This is a genomic window from Pseudomonas sp. NPDC078416 (assembly GCF_050268485.1).
In the GTDB taxonomy this organism is placed as follows: domain Bacteria; phylum Pseudomonadota; class Gammaproteobacteria; order Pseudomonadales; family Pseudomonadaceae; genus Aquipseudomonas.
In genome coordinates this window covers 1-26,810 of record NZ_JBNNGV010000046.1, presented here as the reverse complement: position 1 = coordinate 26,810, position 26,810 = coordinate 1, and the positions used below count along the sequence as shown (strand labels likewise).

Here is a 26,810-nt window from a genome sequence, read left to right as displayed (position 1 = left end):
TGCTGACCGGCGCCGATACCGTACTGGCCGACAATGCGCGGCTGACTGTTCGCCCGGACGAATTGGGCCTCAACGCCGAACTCACCGCCCTGGCCATTTCGATCTGGAAACGGTTGAACAGCGGAACGCTGTCTTCGTAGAGCTTGATCTTGCTGGCGTACTGCGGCATCACCTGACGGATGAACGTCAGCGCTTCTTCCTGGGCTTCGACGCTGTCGATCAGCACTTCGCCGATGTCCTGGCGCAGATAGTCGCGGATGGCGCGGATGATGACGTTGCTTTCCTGGTAGATCAGGAACGGCGCGGAGCGATCGAGGGAGGCCTCTTTGATCGCGGTCCAAAGCTGGAGCAGGTAATCGAGGTCCCACTGCATTTCTTCGCTGCTGCGGCCAAGGCCGGCAGTACGAACGATCAGACCCATGTCGGCAGGGGCGATCAGGCCGTTCAGCGCTTCACGCAGTTCGTTGCGTTCTTCGCCTTCGATGCGGCGCGAAATGCCGCCGGCGCGCGGGTTGTTCGGCATCAGGACCAGGTAACGGCCCGCGAGGCTGATGAACGTGGTCAGGGCAGCGCCCTTGTTGCCACGCTCTTCTTTCTCGACCTGAACGATGACTTCCTGACCTTCGCTCAGGACGTCCTTGATGTTGACGCGACCTTCGGGCGACTTCTTGAAGTATTCGCGGGAGATTTCTTTCAGCGGCAGAAAGCCGTGACGCTCGGAGCCGAAGTCGACAAACGCGGCTTCAAGGCTGGGTTCGATACGCGTGATCCGGCCTTTATAGATGTTGGCCTTCTTCTGTTCGCGGGCCCCGGATTCGATGTCCAGGTCGTAGAGGCGCTGGCCGTCTACCAGCGCAACACGCAACTCTTCGGGTTGAGTTGCGTTAATCAGCATTCTTTTCATGTAGTACCGTCGGTTTCCGGGCTGCCGGAAACGGCGTTCGGCACACACGACTTCTCACGGTCGGTGTCAGGGCACGTCAGGAGTGCTTGAACACTCCAGTGTCTAACGAGGTTCGGCCAGCGGGGCCGAGTCGCGACGACGTTCCTGCTTGCTGTGGTGACAAATGACACCCTGTCAGCAAAAGCTTTGTCAGGAGGAGGAATCAACCATCGGTAGCGGACGATATGAAGCGTCTTGAATAAAGCCTTGTGCTACACAGTCCGACGGTTGTGCGTCTCCACCCCACACGTATCCCTGATAATTCGGGTGCTGCCGCGCGCTGAATCCGCAGCGGGTTGCATTTATCGCGATCCTCCATGGGAAGTTCGCGCGTCATGGCTCAAATAAGGCATGGTTTCCGAAGCATTCGCCCGGAGCGACTGCCAGCGACTGCACTTTGTGAACTGGCCTTGAACGTGGGCCTCGATGGCGAGTGACTCACTCTGCGATCGGGCTTGTTTCAGGCCTCATGTCACCTGCGCTCGTTACGCTTGCATATCTTCCGTTGTCACCGAAAGCCCCGTAGGACGGCCTCGCGCCCTCGTGAATTGCGTTGGGCAGGGCCGGTTGTCATACCGTTTGTCCGCTGTCCAGGCCGCTTTTGGCGGCGTTCGCGACTATAGCAGCAATCATTAAGTGCTTCAAATCCATAAAAAATTGTTATGATTTGCGCCATGACAAATCTCACACCCCCAACCCCCGGCGTCCGGCTGGTAGAGGTTGCGCCGGAATTTGCCGGTCAACGCATCGATAACTTTCTGATCACGTACCTCAAGGGTGTTCCCAAGACCTTGATTTACCGCATTTTGCGCAAGGGCGAAGTGCGTGTGAACAAGGGGCGGATCAAGCCCGAGTACAAGCTTCAGGCGGGCGATGTCGTGCGCGTGCCACCCGTTCGGGTGCCTGAGCGCGACGAACCTGTGCCTGTTGCCCAGGGTTTACTGCAGCGCCTTGAAGCCGCCATCGTCCACGAAGACAAAGGCCTGATCGTCCTCAACAAGCCCGCTGGTATCGCGGTTCACGGCGGCAGCGGCCTGAGCTTTGGTGTCATCGAAGCCTTTCGTCAGCTGCGTCCCGACGCCAAGGAACTGGAGTTGGTCCACCGTCTGGACCGTGACACCTCCGGGCTGTTGATGATCGCCAAGAAACGCAGCATGTTGCGTCACTTGCACGAGCAGTTGCGCGGCGACGGCGTGGACAAGCGTTACATGGCGCTGGTCCGTGGAAACTGGCCGACCGCGCAGAAGCAGGTCCGGGCGCCGTTGCTCAAGAGCAACCTTCGCTCCGGCGAGCGCATGGTCGAGGTCAACGACGAGGGCAAGGAGGCGCTGACTTTGTTCAAGGTCCTGCGCCGCTTCGGAGACTTCGCCACCATGGTCGAAGCCCGGCCCATCACTGGCCGTACCCATCAAATTCGCGTACACGCCTTGCATGCCGGCCACTGCATTGCCGGTGACCCCAAGTACGGTGATGAGGATTTCAGTCGCGAAATCCGTGACCTCGGCGGCAAACGCCTGTTCCTGCATGCGTACGCCCTGACCGTGCCGCTGCCGGACGGTGGCGAACTGAAACTCGAAGCGCCCGTCGATGAGATGTGGGCCAAGACCGTGGAGCGACTCCTGCTTGCGCCCTGATTACGAACTGCTGATCTTCGACTGGGACGGCACGCTGTCCGATTCCATCGGTCGTATCATCGACGCCATGCAGGCCGCCGCGCACCTTGCCGGTCGTCCGGTGCGTGATGATGAAGCAATCAAGGGCATCATCGGGCTTGGTCTGCCGGAGGCGATTCGCACGTTGTACCCGGACATCACTGACAGCGACCTGATCGGTTTCCGGCAACATTACGCCGACCGTTACATGGCGATGGACGTCGAGCCGTCGAAGCTGTTTGAAAGCGTGCGTGAGTCACTGGAGGCGTTTCGTGCCGAGGGCTATCGCCTGGCGGTCGCCACCGGCAAGGCCCGGCGAGGTCTGGATCGGGTGTTGAAGGCGCACGGCTGGATCGACTTCTTCGATGCTACGCGCGCAGCGGACGAAACGGCCAGCAAGCCCGATCCGCTGATGCTCAATGAAATCCTGCAGCATTGCGGCGTCAGGGCTGAAAAAGCGCTGATGGTCGGCGATGCTTCGTTCGATCTGCTGATGGCGCGTAACGCCGGAATGGATTCAGTGGCTGTCGGGTATGGCGCGCAAGCGCTAGGCTCTCTGCTTCAATACCAGCCGCGTCTGGCGATCGAGCACTTTTCCGAATTGCGCACCTGGTTGGGTGCGCGGACTGCTGAAACTTCGTTGTTGGGGTAACTGATTTATGTCGGATGAATGGAAATCTCCGTCTTCGCCAGAGCGCGACGACGCAGGGGACGCAAAGAGCTGGAAACTGCTGGAAAAGACCCTGCTCGCCAGTGTGCAGGAACAGCGTCGGTCGCGGCGCTGGGGGATCTTCTTCAAATCCCTGACCTTTCTTTATCTGTTCGGCGCACTGGCGTTGTTCTCGCCGCTGATGGATTTCGGCAAGGGCGCCTCACGCAGCACCAGCCACACCGCGCTGATCGAAGTGAAGGGCATGATCGCCGACACCGAGGCCGCCAGTGCCGACAACATCGTCGGCAGCCTGCGGGCAGCGTTCGAAGACGAAAAAACCAAGGGCGTGATTCTGCGCATCAACAGCCCGGGCGGCAGTCCGGTGCAGTCGGGCTACATCTACGATGAGATCCGCCGTCTGCGCGCGCAGAAGCCGAACATCAAGGTGTATGCAGTGATCACTGATCTCGGCGCTTCCGGGGCGTATTACATCGCCAGCGCCGCCGACCAGATCTACGCGGACAAAGCCAGTCTGGTGGGTTCGATCGGTGTCACGGCGGCCGGTTTCGGTTTCGTCGGGACCATGGAGAAGCTGGGTGTTGATCGTCGTACCTACACCTCGGGCGAGCACAAGGCCTTCCTTGACCCATTCCAGCCGCCAAAGCCTGACGAGGCTGCGTTCTGGCAGGGTGTTCTGGATACCACTCACCGGCAGTTCATCGCCAGCGTGAAAGCGGGTCGCGGTGATCGCCTGAAAGACAAGGACCATCCCGAGTTGTTTTCGGGTCTGGTCTGGACCGGCGAGCAGGCGGTGGGCCTGGGTCTGGTCGATGGGCTTGGCAGTGCCAGCTACGTGGCGCGCGATATCATCGGCGAGAAGGAGATGGTCGATTACACGGTTAAAGAATCGCCGTTCGATCGTTTCTCCAAAAAGATGGGTGCCAGCGTCGCCGAGCAGATCGCGATGTGGGCAGGCTTCAAAGGGCCGTCCCTGCGCTGATCCCCTCAGCTTAATGCGTGATGAAAAGCCCGGCCATTGGTCGGGTTTTTCGTATCGGTTTTTCATCGACGTCAGGGCAGCTCGATGCCTTCGTTCATCAGCATGTCCACCAGGCGTATTAAAGGAAGGCCGATCAGGCTGGTCGCATCCGGGCCTTCGGTGCTGCGGAACAGGCTGACGCCCAGTCCCTCGGCCTTGAAACTGCCCGCGCAGTCATAGGGTTGCTCGGCGTGGAGGTAACGGCTGATGCGGGCCTCGTCCAACGGGCGCATGTGCACAGTGAAAGGTACGCAATCGACCTGGCACTCACCCGTGCGGCTGTTGAAGAGCGCAAGGCCGGTGAGGAAGCTGACGCTGTTGCCGCTGCTCGCCTGGAGCTGTTCCAGCGCGCGCTCGAACGTGTGGGGCTTGCCGAGGATCTGCTCGCCAAGCACTGCCACCTGATCCGAACCGATAATCAGGTGGTCCGGGAATTGTTCGGCCAGTGCCATGGCTTTCTCACGGGCCAGGCGGGTCACGAGGTCGATTGCCGGCTCGTTTGGCCGACGGGTTTCATTGATGTCCGGCGACGCGCAGACGAATGGCAAGCGCAGGCGATCGAGCAATTCCCGGCGGTAGGGCGAGCTGGAAGCAAGGAGTAGAGGCAGCATGGGTGGCTCCGAAACATGAAAGTCGAGTGTAATCAGCAGCTCAGGTTGCGAACAGGCCTGAATTTCCTTTGACAGTCGCAAGGGTCGTCCCTAGAATGCTGCGCCTATGTTGAATGACCCGATTCCACCTCACGTTGACCCGCGCAAATTAGCTGATCGTGGCACTACTCTTCAGGGAGAGATGCTGCTGGCTGATTTGGAGAGACTCTGCGACCCGCTTGCTGACAATCTCGGTACGGTGCAGGCGAAATTCGTTTTTGAGCGAGACGAGCAACGGGCTGTGGTTATCCACAGCGAAATTGACGTCAAAGTCAAAATGGTTTGCCAGCGTTGTCTTGAGCTGGTCACCTTTCCGATCCACAGCGAATGCAGTTATGCAGTGGTGAAGGAGGGTGCAAACACCCAGTCGATGCCGAAAGGCTATGACGTGCTGGAACTCGGCGAAGATCCCATGGATCTGCTGGCTTTGATCGAGGATGAGCTTCTGCTCGCCTTGCCCATTGTTCCAACTCATGATCCGAAAGAATGCCAGCCGCCGGCGGACCTCAACGAGTCCGAACCGAGCGAGGACGAGGTAACGCGGTCCAACCCGTTCAGTGTATTGGCGCAGTTAAAGCGTGACCCAAACGTTTAGGAGTTAATCAATTATGGCTGTTCAGCAGAACAAAAAATCCCGCTCTGCCCGTGACATGCGTCGTTCCCACGACGCTCTCGAGGCTAGCACTCTGTCTGTAGAAAAAACCACCGGTGAAGTTCACCTGCGTCACCACGTATCGCCAGAAGGCGTATACCGTGGCCGTAAAGTGATCGACAAGGGCGCTGACGAGTAATTTCTTGTCTGCTCCGGTCATCGCGATCGACGCAATGGGCGGGGACTTCGGTCCCCGCAACATTGTTCAGGCCAGCATTGCCTGCCTGCTTGCTACGCCCTCGTTACACCTGACCCTCGTCGGTCAAGCCTCCCTTCTTGAAGAACTCATCGCACGCCACTCCGGTGTCGATCGCTCGCGCCTGCACGTCGTGCATGCCAGTGAAATCATCACCATGGATGAGCGTCCGTCCCAGGCCTTGCGTGGCAAGCCTGATTCGTCGATGCGCGTCGCGCTGGGGCTTCTCGCCGACGGCAAGGCCCACGCCTGTGTGAGTGCAGGCAATACCGGTGCCTTGATGGCGCTGTCCCGATTCGTGCTGAAAACCCTGCCGGGCATCGACCGCCCCGCCATGGTGGCTGCGATTCCCACACGGCTCGGTTATTGCCAACTGCTGGATCTGGGCGCGAACGTGGATTGCACTGCCGAGCATCTCTATCAGTTTGCCGTGATGGGGTCGGTGGCGGCCGAGGCTCTGGGTGTGGTGCAGCCAAGGGTGGCACTGCTGAACGTCGGCACCGAAGACATCAAGGGCAATCAGCAGGTCAAGGTGGCGGCCAGTCTGCTGCAGGCTGCGCCGGGGCTGAACTACATCGGTTTCGTCGAAGGCGATGGCCTGTATCGGGGCGAGGCGGATGTCGTGGTCTGCGACGGCTTCGTCGGCAACGTGTTGCTGAAGTCCAGCGAAGGCCTGGCATTGATGATTGGCGAGCGGATCGAGCGGCTGTTTCGCCGCAACGTGCTGTCGCGACTGGTGGGGTTGATGGCAAGGCCCCTGCTCGGCAGGCTCAAGGCCGATCTGGCGCCCGCGCGGCACAACGGCGCCAGCTTTCTCGGTCTGCAGGGCATCGTGGTGAAGAGCCACGGTTCGGCCGATGCGCAGGGTTTCCAGAGTGCGATACAGCGGGCGCTGATCGAGATTCAGGAAAACCTGCCGCAGCGCCTGCGCGGTCGTCTTGAGGATCTGCTGTAGGGTTTCAATGCGAGTCTTGGGCTAGAATGTGACGCCTGTGACCGTGTGGTCATCCAATTGTCCATCTCAACACATTGAATTACCTCGCGTTCGGCCCGCCGGACGCTCATTTTGCCGAGAATAATCAGGGGCTTGTTAATGTCTGCTTCCGTCGCATTTGTCTTTCCCGGCCAGGGCTCGCAGTCCCTCGGCATGCTGGCCGAGCTGGGCGCGCAGCATCCGCTGGTGCTGGAGACGTTCAAAGAAGCTTCCGCTGCTCTGGGCTACGACCTCTGGGCGCTGACCCAGCAGGGCCCGGAAGAGAGCCTCAACCAGACCGATAAAACCCAGCCTGCCATCCTCACCGCATCGATTGCCTTGTGGCGCCTGTGGCTGGCTGAAGGCGGCGTGCGCCCGGCGTATGTCGCCGGCCACAGCCTGGGTGAGTACAGCGCACTGGTTGCGGCCGGCAGCCTGACCCTTGCAGACGCGGTCAAGCTGGTCGAGCGCCGTGGTCAGCTGATGCAGGAAGCCGTGCCTGCGGGGCAGGGCGGCATGGCGGCCATTCTGGGCCTGGACGATGCGGTGGTCATCGATGCCTGTGCCGAAGCCGCTCAGGGCGACGTGGTCAGCGCGGTGAATTTCAATTCGCCCGGACAAGTCGTGATAGCCGGCGCCAAGGCCGCCGTGGAGCGGGCGATCGAAGTGTGCAAGGCCAAAGGCGCCAAGCGTGCCTTGCCGTTGCCGGTGAGCGTGCCTTCCCATTGCGAGCTGATGCGCCCGGCGGCGGAACGCTTCGCCGAGTCGATCGCGGCCATTGACTGGCAGGTGCCGCAGATCCCGCTGGTGCAGAACGTCACCGCGAGTGTCGTGTCCGACCTCGAGACGCTGAAAGCCGATCTGCTGCAGCAGCTCTACAAGCCGGTGCGTTGGGTCGAATCGATCCAGACGCTGGCGGCCCAAGGCGCCCTGCAACTGGTCGAGTGCGGCCCGGGCAAGGTCCTCGCCGGATTGAACAAGCGGTGCGCCGATGGCGTGGCCACCCACAACCTCAATACCCCAGACGCCTTCGCCGCCGCTCGTGCGGCGCTGGCCTGATTAGGAGACGCCTGCATGAGTCAGGGTAAAGTTGCACTTGTTACCGGCGCGAGCCGTGGCATTGGCCGGGCCATTGCCCTTGAACTGGGCCGTAACGGCGCCACCGTCGTGGGCACCGCGACGTCGGAGGCCGGCGCCGAGAAGATCACCGCTTATTTCAAGGAAAACGGCATCGAAGGCTTCGGTCTGGCGCTTGACGTAGGCAGTAACGAGTCCGTTACCAGTGTGCTGGCGCAGATCACCGAGCGCGTCGGCGCGCCGTTGATCCTGGTCAACAATGCCGGTATCACCCGTGACAACCTGATCATGCGTATGAAGGATGACGAGTGGCATGACGTCATCAACACCAACCTGAACAGTCTGTTTCGCCTGTCCAAGGGCGTTCTGCGCGGGATGACCAAGGCGCGTTGGGGCCGGATCATCAGCATTGGCTCGGTGGTGGGTGCCATGGGCAACGCAGGTCAAGTAAACTACGCAGCCGCCAAGGCGGGTCTGGAAGGCTTCAGCCGTGCCCTGGCACGTGAAGTCGGGTCGCGCGCAGTGACGGTCAACTCGGTAACGCCGGGTTTCATCGACACCGACATGACGCGCGAGCTGCCGGAAGCGCAACGTGATTCCCTGACGGCACAGATTCCTCTGGGCCGACTGGGGCAGGCAGAAGAGATCGCGCATGTTGTCGCTTTTCTTGCCTCAGAAGGTGCAGGCTACGTTACCGGGGCTACAATCCCCGTCAACGGCGGCATGTACATGTGACCGGTCGTATCGAAAAAATGTCATACGGGCTGTCTAAAATCCGTTATAAAGCTGAAATCTTTTAAGGGGCAGAGGGCTGTCGGGCGTAGCGGGAATTGCGTTTAGCTTGAAATGCGCAAAACCTCTTCTATACACTTACCCATCGGCCAGCTGCCTGAATTTGTCCACTAGGAGTTAAAACACGGTATGAGCACCATCGAAGAGCGCGTCAAGAAAATCGTTGCCGAACAACTTGGCGTCAAGGAAGAGGAAGTCACCAACAGTGCTTCTTTCGTTGAAGACCTGGGTGCCGACTCCCTTGATACCGTTGAGCTGGTAATGGCTCTGGAAGAGGAATTCGAGACCGAAATCCCTGACGAAGAAGCCGAGAAGATCACCACTGTTCAAGCGGCTATCGATTACGTTACTGCCCACCAGGCGTAAGATTTTGTAATCGTAGTTTGCTGTCCTGGAGAAACCGCACTGCCCCTGGCGTGCGGTTTTTTCTTTGAATAGGGCAGCGTTTCATCAATAGAAGAAAGGAGAGTCCTGTGTCGCGTAGACGCGTCGTGGTCACCGGTATGGGTATGCTGACGCCTTTGGGCACGGATGTGCCGAGCACCTGGCAAGGCATTCTGGCTGGCCAGAGTGGCATTGGGCCTATCGAACACACGGACCTGTCCCAATACACCACCCGCTTTGGCGGTTCGGTGAAGGGATTCAACGTCGAGGAATACCTGTCGGCCAAAGAGGCCCGCAGACTCGATCTGTTCATTCAGTACGGGCTGGCCGCAAGCTTTCAGGCCGTGCGCAACTCCGGTATCAAGATCGACGACACCAACCGCGAGCGCGTCGGCGTGGCGATGGGATCGGGCATCGGGGGCCTCACCAATATCGAGAATACCAGCCGGCTGATGCATGAGCAGGGGCCAGGCAAGATCTCCCCGTTCTTCGTACCGGGGTCGATCATCAACATGATTTCCGGGTTCCTGTCGATCCACCTCGGCGCACAGGGCCCCAACTACGCGATTGCCACCGCTTGCACCACGAGTACGCACTGCATCGGCATGGCCGCGCGCAACATCGCGTACGACGAAGCCGATGTGATGATTGCCGGCGGCGCCGAAATGGCGGCCTGCGGCCTGGGCATGGGCGGCTTTGGCGCCTCCCGCGCACTGTCTACCCGCAACGATGAGCCGGCGCGCGCCAGTCGTCCGTGGGACAAGGGCCGCGACGGCTTCGTACTGTCCAATGGTGCTGGCGCCATGGTCCTCGAAGAGCTTGAGCACGCCAAAGCGCGGGGCGCGACCATTTACGCCGAGCTGATCGGCTTCGGCATGAGCGGCGATGCGTTTCACATGACCTCGCCGCCGGATGACGGCGCCGGTGCCGCGCGGTGTATCGCCAATGCCCTGCGGGATGCCAAAGTTCGTCCCGAGGACGTGCAATACATCAACGCCCACGGCACCTCCACGCCTGCGGGCGATCTGGCCGAAGTCAGCGCGATCAAGAAGGTGTTCGGCGAGCACGCCTACAAACTGGCCGTCAGTTCGACCAAATCGATGACGGGCCACCTGTTGGGCGCCGCCGGTGCGATCGAAGCGATTTTCAGTGTGCTGGCGATCAAGGATCAGGTCGCGCCACCGACGATCAACCTTGACGAGCCCGATGAAGGCTGCGACCTGGACTTCGTTCCCCACGAGCCGCGGAAAATGCCGATCGACGTGGTGATCTCCAACTCCTTCGGCTTTGGCGGCACCAACGGTTCGCTGGTCTTCCGCCGTTACGCCGAATGATCGTGAGCTGGATCGATGGCCTTGCAGCTGACTCCCTTGCCGTCAAGGATCGGGGGTTGGCGTATGGCGATGGTCTCTTCGAAACCATCCTCGTCAAGGCCGGGCAGCCAGTGCTTTTCCCACGTCATTTACAGCGCCTGGCATTGGGGGCGCAGCGCCTGGCGTTGAACCTCGATCTGGCGCTGGTCGAGGAGGAGTGCCGTCGCTTCGCCGCGCAGTTGGGTGAAGGCGTCATGAAACTCATCGTCACCCGTGGCGACGGCGTGCGTGGCTATGCACCCGCTTCGGACGCGCAGCCGCGACGCATCCTCCAGGCGGGTCCGCTGCCGGCGTACCCTGAAGGTCATGCAGAGCAGGGCATCAAACTGTTCGCCTGTCAGACCCGCCTCGCCGAGCAGCCGCTGCTGGCCGGCCTCAAGCACCTCAATCGACTTGAGCAAGTGCTGGCCCGTGGGGAATGGCACAGTGCCGAGTACGCCGAAGGGCTGATGCGGGACGTGTCGGGGCGCATCGTCGAAGGGGTCTACAGCAATCTGTTTATGGTCAAGGGCGGCGTGCTGCTGACCCCGGACCTGCGCCGCTGTGGCGTGGCCGGTGTGATGCGGGCCGAGATCCTGGCGCTGGCCGAGCGCGAGAACATGCCGGCTCGCGAGCTGGACCTGCAGATGTCCGACTTGCAAAAGGCCGATGAGGTGTTTGTCTGCAACAGCGTGTACGGCATCTGGCCGGTGCGCGGCGTCGAGCATCGGAACTGGCCGGTTGGGCCGCTGACCCGTAAACTCCAACACCTTGTTCGCGGGCTTCTGGATATCTGATTCGTGATCCGAAAATTACTCGTCTTGCTGGAAACAGGTGTGGTTCTGGCGGGGCTGTTGCTGGGTGTGGCTTATTGGCAGCAGAACAGCGCGCTGCAACAGCCCCTCAATCTGACCCAGGAAAAACTGCTGGATGTGCCGTCGGGCTCTTCCCCAACCGGCGTGCTGAATCGGCTGCAAGCCGACGGCGTCATCAAGGACGCGTTCTGGTTGCGGCTGTACTGGCGCTTCAATCTGCAGGGCCAGTCGCTGCACAGTGGCGAATACCGCATGGCGCCCGGCATGAGCGCCGAGTCGCTGATCGATCTCTGGCAAAAAGGTGAAGTGGTTCAGTACAGCGTCACCCTGGTGGAGGGCTGGACATTCCGTCAGGTCCGCGCGGCGCTGGGCAAGCAGGTCAAGCTGGAGCAAACGGCGAGCGATCTCAGCGACACCGAGTTGATGGCGAAGCTGGGGCATCCGGACGTCTTCCCCGAAGGCCGGTTTTTCCCGGACACCTATCGCTACGTGCGCGGCATGACCGACATCGACCTGCTGAAACAAGCCTATAACCGCCTGGGCGAAGTGCTTCAGGAAGAATGGGAGCAGCGCGCTGCCGATGTGCCGTACACCGATCCCTACCAGGCGCTGATCATGGCGTCGCTGGTGGAAAAGGAAACCGGCGTGCCTCAGGAGCGCGGTCAGATTGCCGGGGTGTTCGTGCGTCGCTTGCAACAGGGCATGTTGCTGCAAACCGATCCGACCGTCATTTACGGCCTTGGCGATCGGTACAACGGCAAGATCACTCGGGCGTTGCTGAAAGAACCAACGCCGTACAACACCTATGTCATTTCCGGCTTGCCGCCGACACCGATCTCCATGGTCGGGCGTGAAGCGATCCATGCGGCGATGCACCCGGTAGCCGGCAACAGCCTGTACTTCGTGGCAAGAGGGGACGGCAGTCACGTATTCTCCGCCGATCTGGATGCGCATAACGCGGCCGTGAAGGAGTTCCAGCTCAAGCGTCGCGCGGACTACCGCTCCAGCCCGGCGCCTGTCGCTGCACCCGCACTGCCGGCGGAATCCGTCGGCAAGCCCGCGTCCGAGCAGCAGCCCCCAGATCCGCAACGTATTGATCCGCAGCCGACAGAATCCAAGCCTGAAGAGATCAAGTCTGAAGAGGCCAAGTCTGAAGAGCGCAAGGGCGCAGATCCGGCCGCGAGCGAACAGCCGACGAAACCGCAGACGGACGCCTCAGATCCCTCGGCCTCAGCCAATGACCCCGGCAAATGACCACCGCGAGCACGCTCGCCATGAATCTGACCAAGGACTGCCCGTGACCGGCTTGTTTATTACCCTGGAAGGCCCCGAAGGCGCGGGCAAAAGCACTAACCGTGACTACCTGGCCGAGCGCCTGCGCACTGAGGGCATTGATGTCGTCCTGACCCGTGAGCCCGGCGGTACGCCGTTGGCCGAGCGCATTCGTGAGTTGCTGTTGACGCCCGGTGACGAGCAGATGTTCGTCGATACCGAGCTGCTGCTGATGTTTGCCGCCCGCGCGCAACACCTCGCCGCGCTGATTCGCCCGGCGCTGGCGCGGGGTGCCGTAGTCCTTTGCGACCGATTCACCGATGCCACGTACGCGTATCAGGGAGGCGGCCGAGGCCTGCCCATTGAGCGCATCGCCGTGCTGGAAGAGTTCGTCCAGGGCGCGCTGCGTCCGGATCTGACCCTGGTGTTCGATCTGCCCATTGAGATCGGTCTGGCCCGCGCGTCCGCGCGCGGTCAGCTCGACCGTTTCGAGCAAGAGGGCCGAGCGTTTTTCGACGCCGTGCGCAGTACGTACCTGTCGCGCGCGGCAGCCGCCCCCGAGCGTTATCGCCTGGTGGACGCGTCGTTGCCGCTGACCGAAGTCCAGGCGTCCCTCGATGTGCTGGTTCCCGATTTAGTGACGCTGCTGGCGGCTCGCCGGCATGGCTGAGGCTTATCCCTGGCAGCACGGCCTGTGGCAGCAACTGGCAGGCCGCAAGCAACATGCTCACGCCTATTTGCTGCACGGCCCGGCCGGCATCGGCAAGCGGGCGCTGGCCGAGCGTTTGATGTACCTGCTGCTGTGCCAACGCCCGGCAGGCCTCGAGGCGTGCGGCCAATGCAAATCCTGCTCGCTGCTGGCGGCCGGCAGTCACCCCGATCATTACGTGCTGGAACCTGAAGAGGCCGACAAGGCGATCAAGGTCGATCAGGTGCGCGATCTGGTCAGCTTCGTGGTGCAGACCGCGCAAATGGGCGGGCGCAAGGTGGTGCTGATCGAGCCGGTCGAGTCGATGAACATCAACGCCGCCAATGCCCTGCTGAAAAGTCTGGAAGAGCCTTCGGGCAACACCATTCTGTTGCTGGTCAGCCATCAGCCAAGTCGGCTGCTGCCCACGGTGAAGAGCCGTTGCGTGCAACAGGCGTGTCCGCTGCCCAGTGATGCCATGAGCATCGCCTGGCTGGCTGATGCACTGCCCGATTGCACCGAGCAGGAGCGTGTCGATCTGCTGACCCTTGCGGCCGGTTCGCCATTGGTCGCAGTCAAGCTGCACGCCCAGGGTGTGCATGAGCAGCGGGCGCTGGTGGTGGAGGGCGTTAAAAAGCTGCTCAAGGGCCAGCAATCGCCAACCCAACTGGCCGAAGGCTGGAAGGACATTCCGCTGTTGTTGCTGTTCGACTGGTTCTGCGACTGGTCGAGCCTGATCCTGCGCTATCAGCTGACCCAGGACGAAGAGGGCCTGGGCCTGACCGACATGCGCAAGGTCGTGCAGTATCTGGCGCAGAAATCGTCCCAGCGCAATGTGCTGGCGATTCAGGACTGGGTGCTGCTGCAGCGCCAGAAGGTCATGTCAAAAGCGAACCTCAACCGGGTTTTGTTGCTCGAAGCGTTATTGGTGCAGTGGGCAGGCCTGACCGGACAGGGTTAGACTGGCCATCTGCATGACATCATGCATTGCCTGAGGAAACGAGATGAGCGTGCCACTGAGTCCAGGTCCACGTAACGGCATCCTGTCCCTGACGATCAAGGACAAGTCCGTCCTGTACGCCGCGTATATGCCGTTCATCAAGAATGGCGGCCTGTTCATTCCCACCAGCAAAAGCTACAAGCTGGGCGATGAAGTCTTCATGTTGCTCAACCTGATGGACGAGCCTGAAAAGATTCCGGTCGCGGGCAAGGTCACCTGGATCACGCCGAAGGGCGCCCAGGGGAACCGGGCCGCTGGCGTTGGCGTGCAGTTCAACGACGGCGACAACACCGCGCGCAACATGATTGAAAATTACCTGGCCGGAGCGCTGAAATCCGACCGTCCTACCCATACGATGTAAGTTGCCCCGCCGCCATGCTTGTAGATTCCCATTGCCACCTTGACCGCCTCGACCTCAGCGCCCACGACGGCTCCCTCGACAACGCCCTGCAAGCGGCGAGAGCGCGGGGCGTCGGGCACTTTCTGTGCATCGGCGTCAGCGCCGAGAACGCCGGCGCCGTGAAGGCCCTGGCCGAGCGCTACGACGACGTCGATTGCTCGGTCGGCATTCACCCGCTGGATCTCAAGCCCGGCGAGGCGCCTGCGCTGGAGTGGCTGCTCGGCGAGTTGAATCATCCGCGCGTCGTGGCCATCGGCGAAACCGGTCTGGATTATCACTACGAACCTGAGGCGGCCGAGTTGCAACAGGCCTCGTTCCGGCTTCATCTGCAAGCGGCCAACGTGACCGGCAAGCCGGTGATCGTCCATACCCGCGGCGCGCGCGCCGACACGCTGGCGCTGTTGCGCGAGGCGGCGTTGCCTCAGGCCGGCGTGCTGCATTGCTTCACCGAAGACTGGGACATGGCCAGGGCGGCGCTGGATCTGGGGTTCTATATCTCGCTGTCCGGCATCGTCACCTTCCGTAATGCCGACGCGCTGCGGGACGTCGCCAGCAAGGTGCCTGCCGACCGGCTGCTGGTCGAGACCGACTCGCCGTACCTGGCGCCGATCCCGTATCGGGGCAAGCCCAACCTGCCGCAATACGTGCGAGAAGTGGCCGAGTTTCTGGCGATGCTGCGCGGCGAGACCTACGAACGTTTTGCCGAGCAGACCAGCGAGAACTTCAAGCGGCTGTTCCCGCTGGCGCGCGTCAAAGGCTGATCCTCCCGGCATGGCGGCGCTTGCCAGGCCCCCGGCGCTCACCAAATCGCAGGCAAAAAAAACCCGGGTTCTGGGGGGTGAATCCGGGTTAAGACCATTAGGAGTAAAACAAAGACACGCTATCCCTTGGTGTCCTTACCAACGCTGGCACTTGGGGGAGATGCTGCGCTGGCGAATATAAGTATTGGCTATAATCCGCAGGCGTCCAGCCGCGCCCTGTACGATTTTTAAACAGTTTTGGAATACCTGACGCGCTGCTGATACCGCAATCCCACGGACGACCCGAATTTTTGACCGCCCACTCCATCCCGCCAAAAATCAAGACTGACTCGGCCTCGCGCGTTTCCTTTTTGCCTGCTGACCGCTAATTTCGTCAGAAAACGGATACAGGTCGGATGATCCGTGCATTCTGCGGCGGGATAGGCATAATGTGCAGCTCCGATTTCGAACCCACAGTCCTCCTCCTATGCAGAAAGAACCTCGTAAAGTCCGTGAGTTTCGCCGCCGTGAGCAGGAGATTCTCGACACCGCGCTCAAGCTGTTCCTCGAACAGGGCGAAGACAGCGTCACCGTCGAGATGATCGCGGACGCCGTGGGTATCGGCAAAGGCACGATCTATAAGCATTTCAAATCCAAGGCGGAGATCTACCTGCGCCTGATGCTCGACTACGAGCGTGATTTGAACGAGTTGCTGCATTCCGCGGATGTCGACAAGGACAAGGAAGCGCTGTCCCGTGCCTACTTTGAATTCCGCATGCGCGACCCGCAGCGCTATCGCCTGTTTGACCGGCTGGAAGAGAAGGTCGTCAAAGGCAATCAGGTGCCGGAGCTGGTTGAAGAGCTGCACAAGATCCGCGCCTCGAACTTCGAACACCTGACCTTGCTGATCAAGGGCCGGATTTCCGAAGGCAAGCTCGAAGACGTCCCTCCCTACTTCCATTACTGCGCCGCCTGGGCACTGGTGCATGGCGCGGTGGCGTTGTACCACTCGCCGTTCTGGAGCAATGTCCTTGAGGATCAGGAAGGTTTCTTCCAGTTCCTGATGGACATCGGCGTGCGCATGGGCAACAAGCGCAAGCGCGATATCGATCATACGCACGAGGCCAAGCCCGAGGCCCGACTCGACTCCCGGCCCGATCCGGCTGACGAATAAAGCGCCCTAACAAAACCCGATTCAGCGAGCGAAACCTTCTTCAGGTCCGACATGGCGCAAAAGCTGCATTAACCGGCCATTCGCCGGTTTTCCGTCGCCGGACTTTGGAGATAAAAATGCGTAGCCTGGTTTTACTGCTGGCTCTACTGGCGTTGAGTGGCTGCATGCACGTCAGCGATCTGGCACAAGGCGCTCACGATGAGCTCAGTGACGCCGGGCTGCTGGATCACAGTTCGACCCGCCGGTTGAACAATTTTCGCGTGCAACCTGACTCGTTCATCTATATCGCCCAAGGCGCCTTTGCTCCCCGGGGCGGCGCCTACCCGCGTCCCAATGTCGTGGCCGAAGAAGCCTTCAACGGGTTTATCGAATACTTCCCGATGGTCCGCCGCGCCCGCGCCCCGGAAGGTCTGGATGACGCGATGAACGAGGCTAGGGCCGCCGGCGCGCACTATCTGCTGTACACCCGTTTCGCCAAGGCGGATGACCGCATCGGTACGTTTGACGAGTGGTCGGACCAGGAGGCGGTGGACCGTCTCGGCATCGACAACGGCGTTATCCAGCTGATGCTGATCGAAACCAATACCCGCTATCTCATCGATTCGGCACGCATTCACCTCCGCGGTGGTCTGCTGACTTTGTACGACACCAAGCCCGAGGATTTGCTAGGCCCCCCGATGGAAGCTTACGCTCGGGGTTTGCTGGGCGTCGAAGCCCGCTGAGGAGTGGTGTATGAGTGGGCAGGACAAAGCCAACGATCTGTTGGCCCAGATTGCCAAGAGCGGCAAGGGCTTGCCGCCGGTGCACCTGTGGAACCCGGATTTCTGCGGTGACATCGACATGCGCATTGCCCGCGATGGCACCTGGTTCTATTTGGGTACGCCAATAGGTCGCAAGCCGATGGTCAGGCTGTTTTCCACCATCATTCGCCGCGACGGCGACGATTACTTTCTGATCACCCCGGTCGAGAAGGTCGGCATCAAGGTCGACGATGCCCCTTTTGTGGCGGTCCTGCTGGAGGTTGAAGGCAGCGGGGAGTCGCAGTTGCTGCGGTTTACCTCCAACGTCGAAGACGTGGTGGAGGCGGGGCGCGAGCACCCGCTGCGTATCGACCTCGATCCGCAGACCCAGGAGCCGGCGCCCTATGTTCATGTGCGCAACAACCTCGAAGCGCTGATCCACCGTAACGTCTTCTATCAGCTGGTGGACCTTGCTGTACTGCGTGAAATCGACGGCCAGCGCTGGCTGGGGGTGTGGAGCGGTGGCGAGTTCTTCCCCATCGGCCTTGAGCCCTGATCCTTCCCTTTCCATTCGGCTATCCGCTTGCGGCCAATTGCCTGACTTTCACCGGGCAGTTACAGTGCCGCCCCCCGATTTTTCCTGAGGTTTTTCCATGAGTCAGTCCTTTGATATCGCCGTGATTGGCGCCACCGGTACTGTCGGCGAAACCATCGTCCAGATTCTCGAAGAGCGCGACTTCCCGGTCGGCGATTTGCACCTGCTCGCCAGCGTCGAATCGGCCGGCAGTTCAGTGCCGTACCGTGGCAAGAACGTCCGCGTGCGTGAAGTCGATGGCTTTGACTTCAACAAGGCCAGAATTGCCTTCTTCGCAGCGGGCGCTGCCGTGACGCGCAGTTACGCCGAGCGCGCCACGGCCGCCGGTTGTGTGGTGATCGACCTGTCCGCCGGATTGTCCGTGGAGCAGGCGCCGAACGTGGTGCCTGAAGTTAACGGCGCCCGCCTGGCTGATCTGGCCAAGCCGCAGCAGGTTGCCTGCCCAAGTTCCAGCGCCGCCGCCCTCGCGCTGGTGCTGGCCCCTTTGCGCCCACTGCTGAACGTCGGGCGAATCACCGTGACCGCGTGCCTGGCCGTGTCGAGCATGGGTCGCGAAGGGGTCACCGAACTGGCCCGGCAAACCGCCGAGCTGCTCAACGTTCGCCCGCTGGAGCCGAAGGTGTTTGACCGGCAGATGGCGTTCAACGTGCTGGCCCAGGTGGGCAAGCCTGACGCCGGGGGGCACGTGCCACTGGAAAAACGTTTGGTCAGCGAGTTGCGCGAGTTGCTCTCGCTGCCTTTAATCAAGGTCGGCGTGAGTTGCATCCAGGTGCCGGTGTTCTTCGGCGACAGTCTGAGTGTGTCGGTGCAGACCCGCGAGCCGGTCGACATCAAGTCGGTCAATGCCGCGCTTGAAACGGCCGAAGGCATTGAGCTGGTTGAGGCCGGTGATTATCCGACACCCGTGGGCGACGCCGTAGGGCAGGATGCTGTCTATGTAGGACGTTTGCGCGGGGGCGTCGACGACGCTTGTGAACTGAATTTCTGGGTCACGCTGGATAATGTGCGCAAGGGCGCGGCGCTGAACGCTGTGCAGGTGGCTGAGTTGTTGATAAAAGACGTTGTGTAAAAGATACTTGCCCACAATTCGAAGAATCATTCTAGCTGCGGCGTGTCGATACGCCCTACACCCGAGCAGGCATTATCTTCGCGATTGCCGGGGAAATTTCAAACAAGGGATGGGCTATGGTTCAGGTTCGTAAACTCGTTTTAGCAATCGCTGCGGCGTCGGCGCTGTCATCGGGAATGGCCCAAGCGCTCGGCCTCGGCGGTCTGACCGTGAAGTCGACCCTGAATCAGCCGCTGTTGGCCGAAATCGAGCTGACGGAAGTGCAGGACCTCAATGCCTCTCAGGTGGTGCCGAGTCTGGCAACTTCTGCGGAGTTCGCTCAGGCCGGCGTCGGCCGGGTGGCGATCCTGGATGACCTGACCTTTACCCCGGTCGTCAATCCCGGCGGCAAGAGCGTGTTGCGCATCACCTCCACCAAGCCTATCCGCGATCCCTACGTGAAGTTCCTCGTTCAAGTGCTCTGGCCCAATGGCCGGGCGCTGCGCGAGTACAGCCTGTTGCTGGATCCGCCGAAGTTCTCGCCGCAAGCCGCTGCGGCCGCCGCGCAGTTGCCTTCGACCGCACCAAGCGCCACGCCTGCCCCGGCTCCTGCCGCCGAGACATCGGCCGCAGCACCTCCAACGCCCGCTCCAGCGCCGGCCCCGGAACCCAAGTTCACTCAATACACCACCGCCAATAACGACACGCTCTGGGAAATTGCCGAGCGCGTGAAAAATGGCGGTACGGTGCAGCAGACCATGCTGGCCATTCAGGCGTTGAACCCTGATGCCTTTATTGCCGGCAACATCAACCGCCTGAAAAAAGGCCAGGTGTTGCGTCTGCCGTCGCCGCAGGAATCAACCGCGCTGGCGCAGCCTCGCGCGGTGGCCGAGGTGGCCGAGCAGAATCGTGCCTGGCGCGAAGGCCGACGCCTGCCGAGCGGCGCGCGTCAGGTCGATGCGACCCGTCGCGATCGTGCTGGGTCAGCGCCGTCGCAGATCGACGCCAAGGACAATCTCAGCCTCGTCTCTGCCAACAAGGCGGGTGCGAAAGGCAAGGCGGGCGACAATGCCGATATCAGCAACCAGCTGGCGACCACTCAGGAAAGCCTGGACACCACCCGCCGGGACAATGCCGAGCTGAAGAGCCGCATGACCGACCTGCAAAGCCAGGTCGACAAACTGCAGCGCCTGATTCAGCTGAAGAATGACCAGTTGGCGAAAATGCAGGCGTCCGGCGCAGCGGTTCCGCCGCCCATTGATGCGGCCAATCCTGCCAACCCCGCTGTGAGCCCCAACAGCGTCACCAATCCCAACAATGCCGCTAACCCTGCGATGCAGGCCCAGATGGTGCCAAACGCAGCAGCGCCTGATGTCGCCGGCAAGGCACCCAACGAAATCGCCCCCGAAGACGCATTGCCGGTTGATGGGGCGGCGGTCACCAGCGCAACGCCTGATCAGGCACTGATTGTTCCGACTGAGCCGGTGGTCGATGAAGACAACCGTAGCGCCCTCGACAAGATCCTCGCCAGCCCGATGCTCATGGGCCTGATCGGTGGCGGCGCGCTGTTGGTGTTGCTGCTGCTTCTGTTGCTACTGGCTCGCCGACGCAATGCGCTGATCGAAGCCGAACGGCACCGTCAGATGGCGCGGGCATTGTCCGAAGAATCGGACTTCGCGTCCGACATGGACATGCCTGCCAGCAGCTTCGAAGGCCTGGAGGCGCCGGCGCCCCACGCAAAGACGCCGCCGGCGCCGACCGTCGCCGAACCGGTCCGCGAACATCCGGCTGACGCGCTCGTTCAGGCTGAAATCCACATCGCATATGGCCGCACCAATCAGGCTGCTGCCGTTCTTGAAGACGCCATCAAGCACGAGCCACAGCGCAGCGATTTGCGTCTCAAGCTCATGGAAGTCTATGCCGAGCAGGACAACAAATCCGGCTTTGTCGCGCAGGAGCGGCAACTGGTGGCCACGGGAAAGAACCACGCTGAAGTCGAAGAGCTGAAATCCCGTTATCCCTCCATGGCGGCAGCAGCTGCGGCGGTAGCGGGTGTGGCAGCGGCGGCGGCTTTGGCGGCGGAAATGGACGCCAAGTACGTTGAAGAGCTGCTTCACGACGAGCCTGAAGTCGTCGCGCAGCCTGCCCCGGCTGCCGAAACGGTGACCGAAGTGCCGCTGGACGAAGAGTTCGACAACGCCTTTGACCTGAGCCTGGATGATCTGGACAGCGAATCGCCCGCTGCGGCGCCGAACCGTGCTGCGGCACAGGACAACGCTGCCCTCGACGATCTTGACCTGGACGCGCCATTTGCCGCATCGGCGTCTGATGATCTGGACTTCGACGCGATTCTGCGCGAGCAGCAGGCGACATCCGGCACCGCCGAACCGGCCGATCTGGACGATTTCGACCTCAATCTGGCGGAAGATCAGCCGGCGTTGAAGGCCGAAGACGATTACCTGCTGGGGATGGAAGACGATCTGCGTGATCTGCCCCCGTTTGAGCAGCCTGCATCGTTTGGCGCCGACAAGCCCGGGCTGGAAGACGACATCGAGTTGCCGGCTGATTTCGACCTCTCCCTGGCTGACGAGATGGAAACCGAGCAAGCGTCCGAGGCGTTCGCGTCCGAGATCGACGACGTGAATGCCGAGCTGGACCGTCTCTCCCAGAGCCTGGAACAGCCGCCGATTGCCAAGCCGTTCGACACGGCATTGGACAAGCCGGTGGACGCGTCGCCACGTTTTACTGAAGACGACGCACTGCTGGCGGACGACGAGCCGGAATTCGACTTCCTCTCGGGTACCGACGAAGCGGCCACCAAGCTGGACCTGGCCCGGGCCTACATCGAAATGGGCGACGCCGACGGCGCGCGCGACATCCTCGATGAGGTGGTGGCTGAAGGTGACGATGGCCAGAAGACCGAAGCGCGGGACATGCTGTCGCGCCTCGTCTGATCGGTTTATCGCTCCAAAAAACGACCGCTTCGGCGGTCGTTTGCATTTCCGGGCCAGGCCTTTCGGCTTCTCCGCGGCGCAGGGTTAACCGTTGGCCACTGGCGATGGCGTCTTTTTTTTCGATCCGTATAATGGCCGCCCTTGCGCACATCGACAGGCTTTAAGCTCTTGGCAACTACAGACACCGAGGCAGAAACAGCGGCAGCCGAACTGGCCGCCGAAGGTTTTTCCAGAATCGCCCTGGGCGTGGAATATAAAGGCTCGCGCTACAGCGGCTGGCAGCGCCAGTTGACCGGCGTGCTGACCGTCCAGGAAACGCTGGAAAATGCCCTGTCGAAAGTCGCGGATTCGCCGGTATCGCTGATGTGCGCCGGGCGCACCGATGCGGGTGTTCATGCGTGCGGTCAGGTGGTGCACTTCGATACCCAGGCCGAGCGCAGCATGAAAGCCTGGACCATGGGCGCCAATATCAACCTGCCCCACGACATCAGCGTGACTTGGGCCAAGGTCATGCCCGCGCACTTTCACGCGCGCTTCAAGGCCATCGCCCGGCGTTATCGTTACGTGATCTACAACGATCAGATCCGCCCGGCACACCTGGGCCAGGAAATCACCTGGAATCACCGCCCGCTGGATGCCGAACGCATGGCGCTGGCCGCCGAACACTTGGTCGGCACCCATGATTTCAGTGCGTTCCGGGCCGGTCAGTGCCAGGCCAAATCGCCGATCAAGCAGCTCCACCACCTGCGCGTCACGCGCCACGGCAAGATGATCGTCATCGATGTCCGCGCCAATGCCTTCCTGCATCACATGGTGCGCAACATTGCCGGCGTGCTGATGACCATCGGGGCAGGGGAGCGGCCGATCGAGTGGGCGAAGGAAGTGCTCGAAAGCCGGGTACGAAGAACCGGCGGAGTGACGGCTCATCCTTTCGGCCTGTACCTGGTTCAGGTGGAATACCGCGACGAGTTCCCCTTACCGGATCGCTACATCGGCCCGCATTTTCTCACTGGCTTCTCGGAACTGGACGGCTGACGCAGGTGACTGCATTTGCTACCATCCGGGACTTTCGCAAGGCTTGAGGTCTCCACTACATGTCAGCCGTTCGCAGCAAGATCTGCGGGATTACCTGCATAGAAGATGCGTTGGCCGCCGTTGACGCGGGAGCTGACGCCATCGGGCTGGTGTTTTACCCCAAGAGCCCGCGCTTCGTGACGGTTGAGCAGGCCCAGGCGATCGTCGCTGCGCTGCCGCCCTTCGTCAGCACGGTCGGCCTGTTCGTGAATGCAGAGCGCGCTGACTTGAAGGCGCTGCTCGACGTCGTTCCCCTCGACCTCATCCAGTTTCACGGCGATGAAACCCCGGAACAGTGCGAAGGCTATAACCGCCCCTACATCAAGGCGCTGCGCGTCCAGGCCGGCGATGACATCGCGGCCACCTGCGATGCCTATGCCAACGCCTGCGGCATCCTGCTCGACACCTACGTCGCCGGCATCCCGGGCGGGACCGGTGAAACCTTCGATTGGGCGCTGATTCCAAAACACTTGAGCAAGCCGGTGATTCTCGCCGGTGGCCTGACCTCGGCCAACGTTTCTCAGGCCATCGCCCAGGTGCATCCCTACGCGGTTGACGTGAGCGGCGGAGTGGAAAAATCCAAAGGCCTGAAGGATCACGACAAGATCCGTGCGTTCATGAGTGCAGTACACGGCGCCTAGGGCGTTTGTCCGGCGACAATTGGCCGGGATGTGACGGAGGACCAACGGTCGCCGTCCACTAGCCTGCCATCCGCTGATGCGCGTGGCCGAATTGATTGAGCGAAGACGTCTTGCGTCTCGTGATGGAAGTTGAGAGTGGTGTTCGTGAGTGTTGTCCCGGCTGGTCAGGCCTCGCGCCGATCGTTGTACGACATTTCGCAGCACCATATATGACATTGGTTTAAGGGCATGCGCATGGCACCGACTGCCATCGCGTTCGAGCCATCGGTACTGGAGAAAGAAAGCATGAGCAACTGGTTGGTAGACAAACTGATCCCTTCGATCATGCGTTCCGAGGTCAAGAAGAGCTCGGTACCCGAAGGTCTGTGGCACAAGTGCCCGTCCTGCGAAGCGGTGCTGTATCGCCCGGAGCTGGAAAAGACCCTGGACGTCTGCCCGAAGTGCAACCACCACATGCGCATCGGCGCCCGTGCCCGTCTGAATATCTTCCTGGACGCCGAAGGCCGTCAGGAGATCGGCGTTGATCTGGAGCCGGTGGATCGTCTGAAATTCCGCGACGGCAAGAAGTACAAGGATCGACTGGTCGCGGCACAGAAGCAGACCGGTGAAAAGGACGCGCTGATTTCCATGAGCGGTACCCTGCTGGGCATGCCGGTGGTGTGCAGCGCATTCGAGTTCTCCTTCATGGGCGGCTCGATGGGTGCGGTCGTGGGTGAGCGCTTCGTGCAAGCCGCCAACTACGCGCTGGAAAACCGCTGCCCGATGATCTGCTTCGCGGCATCCGGCGGTGCGCGCATGCAGGAAGCGCTGATCTCGCTGATGCAAATGGCCAAGACCTCGGCCGTCCTGGCACGTCTTCGCGAAGAAGGCCTGCCATTCATTTCCGTGCTGACCGACCCGGTCTACGGCGGAGTTTCCGCCAGCCTCGCGATGCTGGGCGACATCATTGTCGCGGAGCCCAAGGCCCTGATCGGCTTTGCCGGCCCTCGCGTGATCGAGCAGACCGTCCGCGAGAAGCTGCCCGAAGGCTTCCAGCGCAGTGAATTCCTGCTCGACCACGGCGCTATCGACATGATCATCCACCGTCAGGAACTGCGTCAGCGTCTGGGCAACGTGCTGGCGCAGATGATGGGGCTGCCGACGCCGACATTCGTGGCGCCAAAGCTTGAGCCGATCGTTGTACCGCCTGCTCCGGCGAACATATGACCGCACGCTCTTTGAGCGACTGGCTCAGCTACCTGGAACAGTTGCACCCGTCGGCCATCGACATGGGGCTGGAACGTTCGCAGCAGGTGGCGACGCAGATGGGCCTGACCCGGCCGGCGCCGAAAGTGATCACCGTCACCGGCACCAACGGCAAGGGCTCGACCTGCGCATTCGTTGCTGCGTTGCTGCAAGCCCAGGGCCTGAAGGTCGGCGTTTACAGCTCGCCGCACCTGCTGCGCTACAACGAGCGGGTGCAGGTGCAGGGCGTTGAAGCCACCGACGCCGAGCTGTGCGCGGCGTTCGAGGTGGTCGAGCGCGGCCGGGGCGACATTACCCTGACCTATTTCGAAATGGGCACGCTGGCGGCGTTCTGGCTGTTCGGGCAGGCCGGGCTGGATGCGGTGGTGCTGGAAGTGGGGCTCGGCGGGCGGCTCGATACGGTCAACCTGATCGACGCCGACATGGCGCTCGTCACGAGTATTGCCGTTGATCACGCAGAATTTCTGGGCAATACCCGCGAAACCGTGGCCTTCGAGAAGGCCGGGATATTCCGTGAAGGTCGCCCCGCGCTGTGCGGCGATATTGACCCACCGCAGCCGCTGCTCGACAAGGCACAGGTACTGAATTGCCCACTGTCGCTGCGCGGTCGCGATTTCGATCTGCGGATCGACGCGGCGGGGTGGGACTGGTCGGGCACCGATGCAAACGGCCAGAAGGTCGAACTGCATTCGCTGCCGTTACTCGACCTGCCCATGCAGAACGCGGCCCTGGCGTTGCAGGCCTACCTGCTGCTGGATTTGCCGTGGGATGAGGCGACCCTTCGCGATGCGCTCGTCCATACGCGCGTCACCGGGCGCCTTGATCGCCGCAGCATCGACTGGCAGGGCAAATCCCTGAGCCTTCTGCTGGATGTCGGTCATAACCCCCATGCGGCAACGTTTCTCGCCCAGCGCCTGAATCAGCGGCCGGTGGCGGGCAAGCGGCTGGCGGTGTTCGGTCTGCTCAGTGACAAGGACCTAGCAGGCGTACTGGCGCAGTTGAGCGAAACGTTCAGCAGCTGGGCCGTGGCACCGCTGCCAACGCCACGCAGTCGTCCAGCGCAAGAGATCGAACAGGCATTGCAGAACCTTGGCGCTCGCGTGACGTCTCACCCGAGTATCGCGCTGGCACTTGAAGCTCAGTGTGCCCACGCGACAGCCGACGACGAGATTGTTCTGTTCGGGTCTTTTTACTGCGTAGCCGAGGCCCTGGAATGGCTTGCTGGCGCGTCACGGAGGAAGTGACACATGGCTTTGCTGGATAAAGCGTACAAACAGCGCATGGTTGGGGCGTTGGTGCTGATTGCCATCGCGGTGATTTTTCTGCCGATGCTGTTTTCGCGTCAAGACGAAGCCCGCCGTGTGCAAGTCGACGCGCCTGCCGCTCCGCAAGCGCCGGCCACCTCGCAGATCAAGGTCGAGCCCGTCAGTGTGCCGGAACAACAGCCGTTGCCTCAGGAGCCGGTGCCGACCGATGACGAACTGACGCAGCCTGCTCAGTCCGCCCACACTGCTCAGCCCGTTCAACAGCGCACCAGTCAGCAGCCGCCTGCCATGCCGATCGCGCCTGCGCCGTCAAAGCCTGTGGCTGCCGCCCCAAAACCCGCTCAGACCGCGCCCGCGAAACCTGCGCCGGCACCGACAACTGCACCCGCTCAAGCGCCAGCGCCTGTCCCATCGTCGGCTGATGCCAGCCGGGTCGATGCCAATGGTCTGTCGGTCACGTGGTCGGTGCAACTGGCGAGCCTGTCCAACCGTGCCAATGCCGACAACCTGCAGAAGACGCTTCGCACTCAAGGCTACAACGCCTACATCCGCACCTCCGATGGTGTTAACCGTGTATTCGTTGGCCCGGTGATCGAGCGCGCCGAGGCGGATCGTCTGCGTGACACGCTGGAAAAACAGCAGAAGATCAAAGGCATCGTCGTGCGTTTCCAGCCGGAGCGTAAGTAAGCGTACCCGGCTGACTGTAGTGGTCAACTAATTCCGGACACCTCGATAGGTTGTCTCAACGCCATCGTCCGTTCGTAAACGGTCGGTGGCAGGTACCCCAGTTTCGAGTG

General features: G+C 61.4%; 27 protein-coding genes and 1 pseudogene. 26 read left to right on the top strand and 2 right to left on the bottom strand.

Annotation, left to right across the window (positions count from 1 at the left end; all coding sequences use genetic code 11):
• The coding region (locus ACQKEN_RS24175; RefSeq protein ID WP_427689329.1) for a ribonuclease E/G at positions 1 to 904 on the bottom strand (904 nt) is incomplete at its 3' end.
• Positions 905 to 1,617: 713 nt separating this feature from the next.
• Between ACQKEN_RS24175 and rluC the strand changes: the two genes are divergently transcribed.
• The 3 genes from rluC to ACQKEN_RS24160 are packed head-to-tail and all read left to right on the top strand — an operon-like array spanning position 1,618 to position 4,247.
• Entirely contained in the window at positions 1,618 to 2,577 is a 960-nt protein-coding gene (rluC, locus tag ACQKEN_RS24170) for a 23S rRNA pseudouridine(955/2504/2580) synthase RluC (protein ID WP_065993118.1), read from the top strand.
• Positions 2,567 to 3,247, top strand: a complete 681-nt coding sequence (locus ACQKEN_RS24165) for an HAD-IA family hydrolase (RefSeq protein ID WP_427689328.1) — start codon at positions 2,567 to 2,569, stop codon at positions 3,245 to 3,247. Before rluC ends, ACQKEN_RS24165 begins: the two co-directional genes overlap by 11 nt.
• A 7-nt stretch (positions 3,248 to 3,254) precedes the next feature.
• The gene (locus ACQKEN_RS24160; protein WP_427689327.1) at positions 3,255 to 4,247 is read left to right on the top strand and encodes a S49 family peptidase; all 993 of its coding nucleotides are present in this window, start codon (positions 3,255 to 3,257) and stop codon (positions 4,245 to 4,247) included.
• Between the two features lie 71 nt (positions 4,248 to 4,318).
• Here ACQKEN_RS24160 and ACQKEN_RS24155 read toward each other — a convergent pair whose 3' ends face one another.
• Entirely contained in the window at positions 4,319 to 4,897 is a 579-nt protein-coding gene (locus tag ACQKEN_RS24155; RefSeq protein ID WP_427689326.1) for a Maf family protein, read from the bottom strand.
• A gap of 106 nt (positions 4,898 to 5,003) precedes the next feature.
• On the opposite strand from ACQKEN_RS24155, the gene ACQKEN_RS24150 reads away from it, so the two are divergent.
• The 23 genes and pseudogenes from ACQKEN_RS24150 (at position 5,004) to ACQKEN_RS24040 (ending at position 26,700) form a co-directional block, all read left to right on the top strand.
• Positions 5,004 to 5,531 carry a YceD family protein gene (locus ACQKEN_RS24150; RefSeq protein ID WP_427689325.1) on the top strand — a complete coding sequence of 176 codons (528 nt, stop codon included), beginning with the start codon at positions 5,004 to 5,006 and terminating at the stop codon, positions 5,529 to 5,531.
• 13 nt (positions 5,532 to 5,544) lie between these two features.
• A complete protein-coding gene (gene rpmF / locus ACQKEN_RS24145) occupies positions 5,545 to 5,727 on the top strand; it encodes a 50S ribosomal protein L32 (protein ID WP_003179396.1) in 183 nt (60 codons plus the stop codon).
• Positions 5,728 to 5,731: 4 nt separating this feature from the next.
• Positions 5,732 to 6,739, top strand: coding sequence for a phosphate acyltransferase PlsX (plsX, locus tag ACQKEN_RS24140; RefSeq protein WP_427689324.1), 1,008 nt, complete (start codon positions 5,732 to 5,734; stop codon positions 6,737 to 6,739).
• A 138-nt stretch (positions 6,740 to 6,877) separates the two neighbouring features.
• Positions 6,878 to 7,816, top strand: a complete 939-nt coding sequence (gene fabD / locus ACQKEN_RS24135; protein ID WP_427689323.1) for an ACP S-malonyltransferase — start codon at positions 6,878 to 6,880, stop codon at positions 7,814 to 7,816.
• Between the two features lie 15 nt (positions 7,817 to 7,831).
• Entirely contained in the window at positions 7,832 to 8,569 is a 738-nt protein-coding gene (gene fabG / locus ACQKEN_RS24130) for a 3-oxoacyl-ACP reductase FabG (protein ID WP_133777392.1), read from the top strand.
• A 186-nt stretch (positions 8,570 to 8,755) separates the two neighbouring features.
• Complete coding sequence (gene acpP / locus ACQKEN_RS24125; protein ID WP_016973676.1) at positions 8,756 to 8,992, top strand: acyl carrier protein; 237 nt, start codon at positions 8,756 to 8,758, stop codon at positions 8,990 to 8,992.
• Between the two features lie 107 nt (positions 8,993 to 9,099).
• Positions 9,100 to 10,344 carry a beta-ketoacyl-ACP synthase II gene (gene fabF, locus ACQKEN_RS24120; RefSeq protein WP_427689322.1) on the top strand — a complete coding sequence of 415 codons (1,245 nt, stop codon included), beginning with the start codon at positions 9,100 to 9,102 and terminating at the stop codon, positions 10,342 to 10,344.
• Positions 10,344 to 11,159, top strand: a complete 816-nt coding sequence (gene pabC / locus ACQKEN_RS24115; RefSeq protein ID WP_427689331.1) for an aminodeoxychorismate lyase — start codon at positions 10,344 to 10,346, stop codon at positions 11,157 to 11,159. The genes fabF and pabC overlap by 1 nt, the downstream gene beginning before the upstream one ends.
• 3 nt (positions 11,160 to 11,162) lie before the next feature.
• On the top strand, positions 11,163 to 12,431 hold the full coding sequence (gene mltG, locus ACQKEN_RS24110; protein ID WP_427689321.1) for an endolytic transglycosylase MltG: 1,269 nt from the start codon (positions 11,163 to 11,165) through the stop codon (positions 12,429 to 12,431).
• A gap of 43 nt (positions 12,432 to 12,474) precedes the next feature.
• Entirely contained in the window at positions 12,475 to 13,119 is a 645-nt protein-coding gene (tmk, locus tag ACQKEN_RS24105) for a dTMP kinase (RefSeq protein ID WP_427689320.1), read from the top strand.
• Complete coding sequence (locus ACQKEN_RS24100; protein WP_427689319.1) at positions 13,112 to 14,098, top strand: DNA polymerase III subunit delta'; 987 nt, start codon at positions 13,112 to 13,114, stop codon at positions 14,096 to 14,098. Before tmk ends, ACQKEN_RS24100 begins: the two co-directional genes overlap by 8 nt.
• 43 nt (positions 14,099 to 14,141) lie before the next feature.
• Positions 14,142 to 14,498, top strand: a complete 357-nt coding sequence (locus ACQKEN_RS24095) for a PilZ domain-containing protein (RefSeq protein ID WP_037011754.1) — start codon at positions 14,142 to 14,144, stop codon at positions 14,496 to 14,498.
• 14 nt (positions 14,499 to 14,512) lie between these two features.
• A complete protein-coding gene (locus tag ACQKEN_RS24090; RefSeq protein WP_427689318.1) occupies positions 14,513 to 15,298 on the top strand; it encodes a TatD family hydrolase in 786 nt (261 codons plus the stop codon).
• Between the two features lie 466 nt (positions 15,299 to 15,764).
• Positions 15,765 to 16,451, top strand: a complete 687-nt coding sequence (locus ACQKEN_RS24085; RefSeq protein ID WP_427689317.1) for a TetR/AcrR family transcriptional regulator — start codon at positions 15,765 to 15,767, stop codon at positions 16,449 to 16,451.
• A 116-nt stretch (positions 16,452 to 16,567) separates the two neighbouring features.
• A complete protein-coding gene (locus tag ACQKEN_RS24080) occupies positions 16,568 to 17,173 on the top strand; it encodes a DUF4823 domain-containing protein (RefSeq protein WP_427689316.1) in 606 nt (201 codons plus the stop codon).
• Positions 17,174 to 17,183: 10 nt separating this feature from the next.
• Entirely contained in the window at positions 17,184 to 17,747 is a 564-nt protein-coding gene (locus tag ACQKEN_RS24075; RefSeq protein WP_427689315.1) for a DUF1285 domain-containing protein, read from the top strand.
• 97 nt (positions 17,748 to 17,844) lie between these two features.
• On the top strand, positions 17,845 to 18,855 hold the full coding sequence (locus ACQKEN_RS24070) for an aspartate-semialdehyde dehydrogenase (RefSeq protein ID WP_427689314.1): 1,011 nt from the start codon (positions 17,845 to 17,847) through the stop codon (positions 18,853 to 18,855).
• Between the two features lie 116 nt (positions 18,856 to 18,971).
• Positions 18,972 to 21,788, top strand: a complete 2,817-nt coding sequence (locus tag ACQKEN_RS24065) for a FimV/HubP family polar landmark protein (protein WP_427689313.1) — start codon at positions 18,972 to 18,974, stop codon at positions 21,786 to 21,788.
• Positions 21,789 to 21,998: 210 nt separating this feature from the next.
• Positions 21,999 to 22,823: a tRNA pseudouridine(38-40) synthase TruA gene (truA, locus tag ACQKEN_RS24060; protein ID WP_427689330.1), complete on the top strand. Its 825-nt coding sequence runs from the start codon at positions 21,999 to 22,001 to the stop codon at positions 22,821 to 22,823.
• A gap of 59 nt (positions 22,824 to 22,882) precedes the next feature.
• Positions 22,883 to 23,503, top strand: a complete 621-nt coding sequence (locus tag ACQKEN_RS24055; protein ID WP_427689312.1) for a phosphoribosylanthranilate isomerase — start codon at positions 22,883 to 22,885, stop codon at positions 23,501 to 23,503.
• Positions 23,504 to 23,788: 285 nt separating this feature from the next.
• A complete protein-coding gene (accD, locus tag ACQKEN_RS24050) occupies positions 23,789 to 24,709 on the top strand; it encodes an acetyl-CoA carboxylase, carboxyltransferase subunit beta (protein ID WP_265389696.1) in 921 nt (306 codons plus the stop codon).
• Positions 24,706 to 26,012 (top strand): annotated as a pseudogene (gene folC, locus ACQKEN_RS24045) (bifunctional tetrahydrofolate synthase/dihydrofolate synthase). Before accD ends, folC begins: the two are co-directional and overlap by 4 nt.
• Positions 25,996 to 26,700 (top strand): SPOR domain-containing protein, encoded by a 705-nt coding sequence (locus ACQKEN_RS24040; protein WP_427689311.1) that lies wholly within the window; start codon positions 25,996 to 25,998, stop codon positions 26,698 to 26,700. Before folC ends, ACQKEN_RS24040 begins: the two are co-directional and overlap by 17 nt.
• The last annotated feature ends 110 nt before the right edge of the window (positions 26,701 to 26,810 follow it).

What these genes read in the sequence shown, in the direction of transcription:
- rluC (WP_065993118.1), top strand. Translation starts at nt 1,618, where the DNA reads ATGACAAATCTCACACCCCCAACCCCCGGCGTCCGGCTGGTAGAGGTT.
- ACQKEN_RS24160 (WP_427689327.1), top strand. Translation starts at nt 3,255, where the DNA reads ATGTCGGATGAATGGAAATCTCCGTCTTCGCCAGAGCGCGACGACGCA.
- ACQKEN_RS24155 (WP_427689326.1), bottom strand. Translation starts at nt 4,897, where the DNA reads ATGCTGCCTCTACTCCTTGCTTCCAGCTCGCCCTACCGCCGGGAATTG.
- ACQKEN_RS24150 (WP_427689325.1), top strand. Translation starts at nt 5,004, where the DNA reads ATGTTGAATGACCCGATTCCACCTCACGTTGACCCGCGCAAATTAGCT.
- rpmF (WP_003179396.1), top strand. Translation starts at nt 5,545, where the DNA reads ATGGCTGTTCAGCAGAACAAAAAATCCCGCTCTGCCCGTGACATGCGT.
- fabD (WP_427689323.1), top strand. Translation starts at nt 6,878, where the DNA reads ATGTCTGCTTCCGTCGCATTTGTCTTTCCCGGCCAGGGCTCGCAGTCC.
- fabG (WP_133777392.1), top strand. Translation starts at nt 7,832, where the DNA reads ATGAGTCAGGGTAAAGTTGCACTTGTTACCGGCGCGAGCCGTGGCATT.
- acpP (WP_016973676.1), top strand. Translation starts at nt 8,756, where the DNA reads ATGAGCACCATCGAAGAGCGCGTCAAGAAAATCGTTGCCGAACAACTT.
- ACQKEN_RS24100 (WP_427689319.1), top strand. Translation starts at nt 13,112, where the DNA reads ATGGCTGAGGCTTATCCCTGGCAGCACGGCCTGTGGCAGCAACTGGCA.
- ACQKEN_RS24095 (WP_037011754.1), top strand. Translation starts at nt 14,142, where the DNA reads ATGAGCGTGCCACTGAGTCCAGGTCCACGTAACGGCATCCTGTCCCTG.
- ACQKEN_RS24090 (WP_427689318.1), top strand. Translation starts at nt 14,513, where the DNA reads ATGCTTGTAGATTCCCATTGCCACCTTGACCGCCTCGACCTCAGCGCC.
- ACQKEN_RS24085 (WP_427689317.1), top strand. Translation starts at nt 15,765, where the DNA reads ATGCAGAAAGAACCTCGTAAAGTCCGTGAGTTTCGCCGCCGTGAGCAG.
- ACQKEN_RS24080 (WP_427689316.1), top strand. Translation starts at nt 16,568, where the DNA reads ATGCGTAGCCTGGTTTTACTGCTGGCTCTACTGGCGTTGAGTGGCTGC.
- ACQKEN_RS24075 (WP_427689315.1), top strand. Translation starts at nt 17,184, where the DNA reads ATGAGTGGGCAGGACAAAGCCAACGATCTGTTGGCCCAGATTGCCAAG.
- ACQKEN_RS24070 (WP_427689314.1), top strand. Translation starts at nt 17,845, where the DNA reads ATGAGTCAGTCCTTTGATATCGCCGTGATTGGCGCCACCGGTACTGTC.
- ACQKEN_RS24065 (WP_427689313.1), top strand. Translation starts at nt 18,972, where the DNA reads ATGGTTCAGGTTCGTAAACTCGTTTTAGCAATCGCTGCGGCGTCGGCG.
- ACQKEN_RS24055 (WP_427689312.1), top strand. Translation starts at nt 22,883, where the DNA reads ATGTCAGCCGTTCGCAGCAAGATCTGCGGGATTACCTGCATAGAAGAT.
- accD (WP_265389696.1), top strand. Translation starts at nt 23,789, where the DNA reads ATGAGCAACTGGTTGGTAGACAAACTGATCCCTTCGATCATGCGTTCC.
- ACQKEN_RS24040 (WP_427689311.1), top strand. Translation starts at nt 25,996, where the DNA reads ATGGCTTTGCTGGATAAAGCGTACAAACAGCGCATGGTTGGGGCGTTG.